The sequence below is a fragment of the Pseudoalteromonas sp. TB25 genome (assembly GCF_000497995.1).
Lineage (GTDB): Bacteria > Pseudomonadota > Gammaproteobacteria > Enterobacterales > Alteromonadaceae > Pseudoalteromonas > Pseudoalteromonas distincta.
Map to the genome: position 1 here is coordinate 1 of NZ_AUTI01000386.1, position 9,901 is coordinate 9,901.

The 9,901-nt window shown below is 38.7% G+C and carries 8 protein-coding genes and 1 pseudogene; 2 read left to right on the plus strand and 7 right to left on the minus strand.

Features of this window, described 5'->3' with window-relative positions; translation table 11 throughout:
- The first annotated feature begins 52 nt into the window (after window positions 1–52).
- Window positions 53–1,599 (plus strand): IS3 family transposase gene (locus L652_RS0116860; protein WP_139015387.1). Its coding sequence is split into 2 segments (ribosomal slippage): window positions 53–512 and window positions 512–1,599, totalling 1,548 coding nucleotides; the frame shifts between segments, so codons are not numbered across the junction.
- A 444-nt stretch (window positions 1,600–2,043) separates the two neighbouring features.
- Here the strand turns inward: L652_RS0116860 and L652_RS0116865 are convergent.
- The 7 genes from L652_RS0116865 to L652_RS0116895 form a co-directional block, all read right to left on the minus strand.
- A complete protein-coding gene (locus L652_RS0116865; RefSeq protein ID WP_024597013.1) occupies window positions 2,044–2,877 on the minus strand; it encodes a sulfurtransferase in 834 nt (277 codons plus the stop codon).
- Complete coding sequence (locus L652_RS0116870; RefSeq protein WP_240915897.1) at window positions 2,877–3,971, minus strand: capsular biosynthesis protein; 1,095 nt, start codon at window positions 3,969–3,971, stop codon at window positions 2,877–2,879. Before L652_RS0116870 ends, L652_RS0116865 begins: the two co-directional genes overlap by 1 nt.
- A gap of 177 nt (window positions 3,972–4,148) precedes the next feature.
- Window positions 4,149–4,568: a group 1 truncated hemoglobin gene (locus L652_RS0116875; RefSeq protein ID WP_024597015.1), complete on the minus strand. Its 420-nt coding sequence runs from the start codon at window positions 4,566–4,568 to the stop codon at window positions 4,149–4,151.
- Window positions 4,568–5,401 (minus strand): DUF3034 family protein, encoded by an 834-nt coding sequence (locus L652_RS0116880; protein ID WP_024597016.1) that lies wholly within the window; start codon window positions 5,399–5,401, stop codon window positions 4,568–4,570. Before L652_RS0116880 ends, L652_RS0116875 begins: the two co-directional genes overlap by 1 nt.
- On the minus strand, window positions 5,388–7,703 hold the full coding sequence (locus tag L652_RS0116885; protein ID WP_024597017.1) for an EAL domain-containing protein: 2,316 nt from the start codon (window positions 7,701–7,703) through the stop codon (window positions 5,388–5,390). Before L652_RS0116885 ends, L652_RS0116880 begins: the two co-directional genes overlap by 14 nt.
- Window positions 7,696–8,358 (minus strand): methylamine utilization protein, encoded by a 663-nt coding sequence (locus L652_RS0116890; protein ID WP_004335512.1) that lies wholly within the window; start codon window positions 8,356–8,358, stop codon window positions 7,696–7,698. The genes L652_RS0116885 and L652_RS0116890 overlap by 8 nt, the downstream gene beginning before the upstream one ends.
- A 122-nt stretch (window positions 8,359–8,480) precedes the next feature.
- On the minus strand, window positions 8,481–9,584 hold the full coding sequence (locus L652_RS0116895) for a phosphoribosylaminoimidazolesuccinocarboxamide synthase (protein WP_004335513.1): 1,104 nt from the start codon (window positions 9,582–9,584) through the stop codon (window positions 8,481–8,483).
- 178 nt (window positions 9,585–9,762) lie between these two features.
- On the opposite strand from L652_RS0116895, the pseudogene L652_RS1000000125520 reads away from it, so the two are divergent.
- A pseudogene (locus L652_RS1000000125520) lies at window positions 9,763–9,901 on the plus strand (CDP-glycerol--glycerophosphate glycerophosphotransferase); the annotation flags it as partial.

Here is a 9,901-nt window from a genome sequence, read left to right on the forward strand (position 1 = left end):
CCCCCTGTGTCAGGATAGTTGTCGCCTCTAACTTTTAATAGAGGCAGATAAAATGAGACGTCGATTTACACAAGAATTTAAAGTTCAAGCTGTTGAAAAAGCATTATCCCAATGTGATGATGTTCGCCTAGAAGATATTGCGCTTGATTTAGGCATCGGTTATTCAACCTTGCAACGATGGATCGCGCTTGCTAAAAACCATGAACTTGAAACTAAAAATAATGGTAGTCACATGACAACAGAAAAACGCCCTCATGACTGGAGCTTAGAAGAAAGGCTTAACGCCATTATTGAATGTGCGAGTTTAGATGAAGCAGCTCTTAATGAATATTGCCGTGCTAAGGGGCTTTACCCGCATCATATTAAACAATGGAAGCAAGATTTTGCTCAAGGGCCTTCAACGACGCCCGTAAAATCAGACAGTAAACAGCTCAAACAAGAAATTAAGCAGCTTCAAAAAGAGCTTAATCGTAAAGACAAAGCGTTAGCAGAAACAGCCGCCTTACTTGTACTCAAAAAAAAAGCAGATGCGCTTTGGGGTTTCAACGAGGACGATTAACCAGCTCAACTGAGCGTCATGAATTGATAAAGCTCATTACCGATGCGCAGGAATCAGGGGCAAGGCAAGAAAAAGCATGTGAGTTACTTGGTCTAACGGCAAGAACAATTCAACGCTGGATTGAAGCTGATGATATGACAGATAAGCGAACAAGTACGATAAAGCGACCACCTAACAGGCTAACTGAATTAGAACAACAGCGTATAATTAAGACTGTTAATTCAATAGAATATGGACATTTACCACCCAGTAAGATAGTCCCTAAACTATTGGATAAAGGTGTGTGGATAGCATCAGAAAGCTCGTTTTATCGCGTTATGAAATCACATAAATTATTAACACACAGAGAAAAAGTTAAACCAAATAAAAAGATAAAAAAGCCAAAAGCGCTCAAGGCAATACGTGTAAACGAAATTTATACATGGGATATCACGTATTTGCCAACAGCTGTTAAAGGTCAGTTTTTATACTTATATTTAGTGATGGATATTTATAGTCGAAAAATAGTTGGTTGGCAGGTTCATGACACACAACTAAGCACACTGGCGGCTGATTTAATGGTAGATATTTGCAGGCGAGAGCAGGTAAAGCCTGAGCAAGTCACGTTGCACTCGGATAATGGCAGTCCAATGAAAGGGGCAACGTTATTAGCGACATTGCAGGAGTTAGGTATTGTTCCTTCATTTAGCCGACCGTCTGTGAGTAATGATAATCCTTATTCTGAATCGCTATTTAAGACGTTAAAGTATCGCCCGGGATACCCTGAGAAAGCCTTTGAAAGCATGGGTAGCGCAAGAAAGTGGGTTAGCGGATTTGTTGATTGGTACAACGATGAGCACTTGCACAGCGGTATTAAATTTGTCACGCCAAACCAGCGTCATTTAGGATTAGATAAAGCGATACTAGCGAAACGTCATCAGATAAATGAAATGGCGAAATTACAGAACCCAATTCGTTGGTCAGGAAAGTCTCGAAATTGGACGATGATCAATGAAGTAAATTTAAATCCAGAGAAAAAAGAAGCAATGCGGGCGGCATAAAATTTAATTTGATGCGACAACTAACTTGAAAAACTCCGTCATTTTCTTCTCTTTCACTTCTCCTTGTGAGTAATATTTTTAAATACTGTTATTCACAAAGAGGTTTAGAGGCGCTGCGTTTTTAGAGTAAGTGATTGTATAAAAATAGTATTCAAATACGAGTAAGCACTGGTTTTTACCTTCTCATTTTCTTCTCTTTCACTTCTCCTTGTGAATAATATTTTTAAGTACTGTTATTCACAAGAAGGTTTAGAGGCGCTGCGCTTTTAGAGTAAGTGATTGTATAAAAAGAGTATTCAAATACGAGCAAGCACTGGTTTTTACCTTCTCATTTTCTTCTCTTTCACTTCTCCTTGTGAGTAATATTTTTAAATACTGTTATTCACAAAGAGGTTTAGAGGCGCTGCGGCTTTAACGTGAGCAAGCTCTAAACCCACAACACATCTACTTTTCTCCTGTGGCGATGGGTAATGAATCACTTGCACCCCACTCACTCCACGAGCCATCATAAACGCTTAAATTACTGTAACCACATTCGGTAGCAAATAACGCTAAAGCACACGCTGTAATACCTGAGCCACAGCTAAACTGTAACTGCCGCGCATCATCAACCACGTCACTAAATATCGCTTTAATTTCGGCAAGTGGTTTGGCTTCACCTTTATTAAGTAAATCCATAAAAGGCAACGAGCGACTATTTGGGATATGCCCGCTACGCATGCCTTTTCGGGGTTCACTTTCTTCGCCTGTAAAACGCTTATAAGCACGTGCATCTACCAATACAATGCTGGGCTCATCAATTGCGTCAACCACTTGTTGGCTATTGATAAAATACTCAGGATTATAGCTTGCCGTAAAATCACCTTTACCTAACGATTTACTATAACCTTGCTGTGTGGCGTAACCACTCTCTAACCACTTTTTAAGGCCACCACTGAGTACTTTTACGTTGTGATGCCCCATAGCTTTAAACATCCACCACGCCCTTGCTGCGCTAAATAAACCGCCATCTTCGTATACAACTATGAACGAATCGTTATTTACGCCTGCATTTTGCATAACATGAGTAAATTGCTGCTCGCTGCATACCGTACTTGGTAAGGGGTTAGATCTATCGGCCAACTCATTTTTTATGTCAAAACGTTTAGCGTTGGGCAGCATTGCTTGTGGCGAATAAGTACCCAAAACACCTGGGCGCAGCATACCTGCATCAAATATCACTAATGCAGGATTATTAAGTTGATCGTGTAATTGCTGACAGCTAATTAGGTTTTTCACTACGATTCCTTATCACCATGATATTTAGCAAACTCATCATTACCCGTAAAACGCGCTTCAATCGCTTTAATGTGTTTATCTTCAGTGTGTTTCCAAACGCCAGGAATACAATATACATGTTCAATAAAGCTAAAAAACTTATCCTTTAATAATGTATTTGGTTGCCAGCCCTGCATTACTTCGTTCAGATTTGCTGCAAGCTGCTCTGCAGTGCTCGCATGCTTTACCAAACCCTCAATGTTGTAACAGGCTTGTCCAAGAGTTAAAACTCGTTTATTTAGCAGTAATGCTTCTAAGCCGACCGTTGAATTAATCGTTAATACGGCTTCTGCGCACTTAATCAAATCACTCGTTTGATTTCCATTAGCAAAAATTGCAATCGGATCTTTTTCATAAAGATGAGCGTAATGTTTATGCCACGACGGATGCTCTTTAAAAACCACTTTTAAACTTGGATCATTTAAGCTTTTGACGGCTTTAATCACCTCGTCGTAAAACATGTCCATAGAGTTTATCCACGGAGAAAAGCTAGCTAATTGAGTATCGTGAGGTACTTGAAAAGGCGCAAATATATAGCGTTCTGGCACATCGGCGCACTCAAATTCACAGCGCTTTTTATGATCAGCTCTTGGAATTAAATCCGGCGCAGAAAAGTTTAACTTATTTTGTGGGTCAAAATTTAGGTAAAAAGAAGGGTCACGGCTTAACGACGCATTATAGTTAATACCATTAGGGTCTAAACTGCTTGTACCGGGTAGTAAACCATTTTCATAATAAAACTGCTTTACACCTAATGCTTTTGCAGCCATAGCAACGGTTGTATTTGGAAGTTTATTGCCGTTCCAAATGACAATGTATTCAGGATTAGTCTCGGTTAATAAGGCTAAATACTTGGCGTATCGTAATCGTTCAAATAAAACTAAACCAGCACTATAAACCGCAGTAACGATAGAATTATTCCAAGTTGTATTACGTGCTCTTTTACGTTTTAGTTGAGAGTTTACTACACCAGTAAAATTAACTTGGAACGCATCTATTAAATATTTCACAGCAGAAAGCTTAGGCGCTCCCATGATGTGTAATTGGCAATTCATCGACAATCTTTTGATTATTTTTTTATAGTATTTTGCGTGTACATTTTTGCGAGAAATAAATAGATAAGCCATACAAGCTATATTTGCCAATTGTTGTTTTTATGAAATAATTCTATGTGGACAATGCAATCAAAGCAAGGTTCCCTTTACTTAATAATTACTTTGAAAGCTTTATAGTTACATTTTTATAATTTCATCACGAAGTGGCGCCATTCTAGAAAGAATATCGTTTTGTAAGCTATGGCTAACATCTTGCTCATTCATTGCATTTATAAGCAAATCAACAACATGATTAAAATCTTTCTCTGTAATATGCATACCAGTATGAATTGCCACCATAGAGTCACCATCGTATGTACACGGGCCCTCTACTAACATGCACATATGATTAATAAATCCTTGGCGGAAATGCGCTATATTACTGTGTTCAAAGTAATGAATTATCTGCTCGTCATTGCCTATTTGATAGATAAAGCTATCAACAATTCTGCCTATCCCAGCTTTACCATCCAGCTTTTGATAAAGTGAGAGCTTAGTAGAATTTGCACACCCACTAAGCAACCCTAAACAAATCAAAAAAATACCAACGCTTTTCATTACCAATACCCTGTAACCGATAAATACCAACCTGTTTGATCGTCAGCCCCTGCAATGCTTCCTAAATCAAGGTAAGCCGCAGTCACACTCACATGCTTGTTAGGCATCCACGCTACAAATAAGTCTTTCCAATCTTGTTCGCCTAAGTTTAAGTTATTTGATTTTTGACGATACTCAACACCTACGGCTATTTCGCGACTCAAAAATAGTGCTGTGCTGCCTTCAAATAATACTTTTCCGCTAGTATTTTCTCCACCGTAACCAAGTAAACCAAGTTGATTAGCTTCACTGTATCTTGTAGTTACGTTCCAAAACCAGTTATAGCCAGCAATAGCCCCTAAATGTAATTTACTAGCAGCGAGGTAGTAGTCAGTACCGCTAGTCTCTTCTGCGCCTACAAGTGTTGCAATACTGCCATCATCCAGTGATTTATGCTGAATCCCTAAGCTAAGCTGTGGCCAATCACTGTAAACAATATCGCCGTACAAACGTATTTTAGCACCTGTAATTGATTGCTCTATTTCAGCATCAAGTGCTGGTACATCAAAGCGCTGTTGGGCATAACTAAGCTCAACACGATTAAATAAATTAAGTTGTGCACCACATACGTCAAGTGTGTAGTCGGTTACATCTGCGCGACTACAAAAGCCATTTACCGAAAATTCATCATCACTTGCGTACCCAGCAAGTTGTGCCCACGGTACAATCCCCCCGCCGCCACTGCCTTCAATTTGAGAAACTCCCGGCGTAGCTAGCAGTTTTCCATTGCTTGCAATGCTCGGCACACTAACTATTAAAAACAAACTTGCTAATAAGTATTTAATTTTTTGCATAGTATTCCTCCAGCCATTCTTCTAATAGTTCTGCTTTTAAAGGCCTACTTAAGTAATAGCCTTGTGCATGGTCGCACTGCATGCCTCTAAGTAAATTTAATGAGCCAAGCGTTTCAACCCCTTCAGCTACAACCGAGAAACCTAGCTGATGTCCCAACGTAATTGATGATTGCACTATAAATTGATCTTTTTGCGATTCATCAAGTTTTAGGATAAAGCACTTATCTAGCTTAAGCTCATCAATAGGCAGCATTTTTAATCTACCAAGTGATGTTTGCCCTACACCATAATCATCTAATGATATTTTAACGCCAATTGCCTTTAGGTTTTCGAGCGCTTTAATACCTTTTTCTTCGTTTTCGATCATATCGCGCTCAGTAAGCTCAATAGTGATCAGCTTAGAATCTAATTTGTACTTTTTAAGCGTGCGAACTAATGCAGCGTGAAAGCCCGGAAATGCTATATCTTGCGCAGATACATTTATTGCAGCCTGTAAGTTTATATTTTTAGACTGCCAATCAGCTACTTGTGCTATAACCGTATTAACAACCCACCCAGTAAGCTCAACAATAAGCCCCGACTGCTCGGCTAAGTCAATAAACAGTTCAGGATTAACCCAGCTACCATCTTTTCGCTGCCAGCGAATAAGCGACTCAACTTTATCTATTTTTTGCGATTTCAAATGTAATTTTGGCTGATAAGTCATAAACAATTGACCATCGTCATCACTAATAGCCTGCTTTAGTTCATCAAGCATTATTAAGCGCTCTAAGTGCGCTTCGTCTTCGCCATTTTGATAGTAATGTATGCTCTCTTGTGTGTTTGCAGCACTTTCAACTGCAATTAGCACACGGCGCATTAAGTCATCACTTGCAATACCTTGTGTAGGATACTGCACAATGCCTGCACTAAAGCGTAAGTTAATTTTTAGTTTTTGAATGGTGTAGCACGCTTGTAATTGTGCCATTAAGCCAACAATACCGCTTTTGTGTTCACGCGCTGCCGCAGTCGGAAACACAGTTAAAAACTCATCGCCGCCAATACGGGCATGAAAGCCCCCTAACTCATCCGAAAACTCACTTATTCTGCAAGCAACGGCCTTTAGGCAGTCATCACCAATGCGCGGACCGAGCTTATCGTTTATATGGCGAAGACCTTTTATGTCTATTGCAACGAGCGTGTACTCGGCTGATGAATCTAACTCATCATCAAGCACCTCAAGCATTGCTGAGCGGTTATAAAAGCCTGTTAGGGAGTCGTGACGGGCTTGAAAGCTAATTTGTTGCTCGCGCTGATTAATATCATTACCCATGCTATCAAACGCTGCGACTAGCGTGTCTATTTCGGTACTTTGCCTTTGGCCTTTAAATTCAAAAGCATAATTCCCTTGTGCAAATTGCCTTGCTATTACAGCTAGTTGAGTAAGTGGCGTAGTTAAATTATTTGCAAATATGCTGCTTGTAATAACACCTACAAACATAGTTAAAATAGCTAAAATAATAAGTGTAAAAAGCAGTTTTTCGAAATCACTATAACTTTGTGTTAAATCGGCACTCAGCAAAATAATTATGGGATGGGTCAACAACGATGGTAAATCTATTTCTCGGTTACGAAACACTAAATACTCACCAAAAAACCGCGATGTGGTTACGGTACTAAAATAGCTAACAGGTTCAAATTGCTCAGGACGATTAGCTAATGAGCTAATAACAATATCGTCAGCACTGCCTATAAAACTTACATCCATGCCTGTTAAGCTTTTTAGTTCATGGGCTACATTGTCGTCAATTTTAAAGCCCACCAAACTATAGGCTACTGTACGTGGCGCTTTTACAGGTAATAAAATAATTTGATACAGCTCGTTATTAAGCACCACAAAACTAGACTCTTCTGGCGCACTTAAAAGCTCTTCCATCAAGGGCTTTAAGTTGTGTGCAAAAACGTCTTCGTCAGTATTGGCGGAAATTAGCTTACCCGATAAATCAAGTAACAACATTAATTCGGCATCAATACGCTGACTGTGATTAAACAACACGCTGCTGATTGTACCTGCATCTCGCGTTGCTACAGCTTGCTTAAAACCAAAATCGGAGGTGAGTACTTTTGCAGCGGTTAACAGTAGGCTTTCTTTTGACTTTAAATATTGCTTATAAACATTTTGCGCTACGGTAATATCTTGATTTACTTTTTCTTCTTGAAATTTACTCGTAGACCACCAAAAACTAAACAAGCTGACCATAGTGGTTAATAACACTAAGCCAACACATAAAATGGTTATGCGATTTCGTAAACTATTAGTCATTACCAGCCTTAAACTTACTACCAAAGGTATTTCTGGGTGCTGGAGTTGATGTGTTTACTGTTATCTGTAACTGTTTTTGAGAATTAATTGTTATCATTTTTTTATTCTCCAATGGTGCTGTTTGTAATGGATGCCACACACTCACTTGTGCAGGCAGTGTATTAATAGGCAAATTTACATAGCCTTTTTTATCTGTTTTATATACGAATTCGCTGTTAGCTACATAAATATAGCCAACCATAGAGTCATGTATATTACACCCCAAAACAACAACCCCTTGTTGCTCAAACGTAATGGGCTCTTTTGGTTGGCCTGAATATAATCTTAGTTGAAAAGGCTTAGCTTGTGAAAAAGAATAAACATGATGGCGAATATTATCGCTGTTAGGAAAGTTAACTTTTTGACCCTGTTGTACAACTAATAATTCGGGTAAAAACTGCTTATGGACTTGATCCATTATAGCAATGGGCAAATTTGATGGTGTGGCTTGTTTACCAGCAATATTAAGCTCAACCACAGCACCTGATAACTTTTGGCCGTGTTGATCTTCTATTACTAATTCAATATTCGCACTTAAAGCAAACTGACTAAAAAACAAACCTATAGCTAAAAAGTAATGACTTTTAGCAAACTTTTGCAATGCCCGTTCAAACATAACAATACCTAAACATTAATGTTAGGTTAAGTTAATTAGAGACGAGCACTAATTGCAAGAATTATAGCCCAGTAACTAAAAATAAAGATTTATTTACCGGCTTTATTAGCACTTAAGTGCTGTTATTTAACAATTAATCCGTAATCGTTATCTAAAATAGTAATAACTTCTTGGCGAGGATCTTCAGGGATCACGATATCTCTGCCAACAATTTTACTCGCTATGCCAACATAGGTATTTGACACTTCAAGCATTACTGATTCTGGTAAAATATAATCTTTAGCTAACTGCTCACGCTCACTCATGCGATCTTTATTTAATAATACGTCGCTCTCTGGCACGTTATTAATCAGTAATTGACGAAAGCCTTCTTTAGAATTTTCAACAATTTTACCGTCTTTGTAAGCGGCTTCATCCCAAATACGTGACGAATCAGGCGTGCCTACTTCATCAATATATATAAGCTGTTGCGCGCCATTTAAATCCTCTACATAACCAAACTCAAATTTAGTATCTACAAAAATTTGGTCAAGCTTCGCTAGTTCATCACTAATTAATTTAAAACCTTCAACTAACAGTTTTTCGTATTTGGTTACATCATCTGCCGATTTAAAGTTAAATACATCTAAGTTATTAGTAATATTAGCGCGAGTAATATTTACATCATCAACAGGCGGAATATCAGCAACGCCTTCAATAATACCTTTTGTTGACGGCGTAATTAAAACGTTATCAAGCTTTTGGTTCGCTTTTAAACCCTCTGGTAATTCAATACCACAAAAGTTACGTATGCCTTTAGCGTAATCGCGCCACATGCTACCCGTAATATATTGGCGAGCAATTGCCTCTACCTTCACTGTACTGGCTTTACGTACAATCCACACATACGGATGCGGAATATCTACAATATGATTGCCCGCAAGACCCGCTTTATCAAATAACTTAAACCAATGGGCTGCCACTGAGTTTAGCGCTATACCTTTACCTGGTACGCCATTTAAACCGTTTTCGCCCTGCCAAATGCAATCAAATGCAGAAATTCGGTCTGAAATAACCATAATAGCAAGCTCAGTACCTGTCGGTACTTGGTAGCCTTTATCTTTAATTAATCGTGCGCTGTCTTCATCAGTTAACCAATAAACTGAACGAACTTTACCGCTGTGTACTTCACCTTTGGTACGAATGGGTAAATCATCGTTTACGTCTAAAACTTTATAGCTAGTCATGCTATCTCCGGGGTTAGGGATGCTCTTTGAGCAAAGTATGGTATGGGGTTATATGGGCTGTATAATAATCTAGCCAACCTCAAAGCTCAATCGGATGCTTAAAACAAATAAAGGCATATATTTATAAGCGAGTCGCAATGGGGTAAACTTAATGTGCTAACCAGCCTGAGGAGATAGCTTGAACTACTTAACTGCCACTAAAAATAAAAAATACTTAATGTATATTTCTCAGAATTATTCATACGCTATCTTGAGACCTTTGCAGGCGCAAATATTGACACATGGTGGTGAAGTACGCTGGTTTTTAGCGGGTAGCG

Excerpts from the sequence above, each read along its gene's own strand:
- L652_RS0116875 (WP_024597015.1), bottom strand. The coding sequence starts at position 4,568 with ATGAAAAGCGTTGGTATTTTTTTGATTTGTTTAGGGTTGCTTAGTGGG.
- L652_RS0116870 (WP_240915897.1), bottom strand. The coding sequence starts at position 3,971 with ATGAATTGCCAATTACACATCATGGGAGCGCCTAAGCTTTCTGCTGTG.
- L652_RS0116880 (WP_024597016.1), bottom strand. The coding sequence starts at position 5,401 with ATGCAAAAAATTAAATACTTATTAGCAAGTTTGTTTTTAATAGTTAGT.
- L652_RS0116890 (WP_004335512.1), bottom strand. The coding sequence starts at position 8,358 with ATGTTTGAACGGGCATTGCAAAAGTTTGCTAAAAGTCATTACTTTTTA.
- L652_RS0116885 (WP_024597017.1), bottom strand. The coding sequence starts at position 7,703 with ATGACTAATAGTTTACGAAATCGCATAACCATTTTATGTGTTGGCTTA.
- L652_RS0116895 (WP_004335513.1), bottom strand. The coding sequence starts at position 9,584 with ATGACTAGCTATAAAGTTTTAGACGTAAACGATGATTTACCCATTCGT.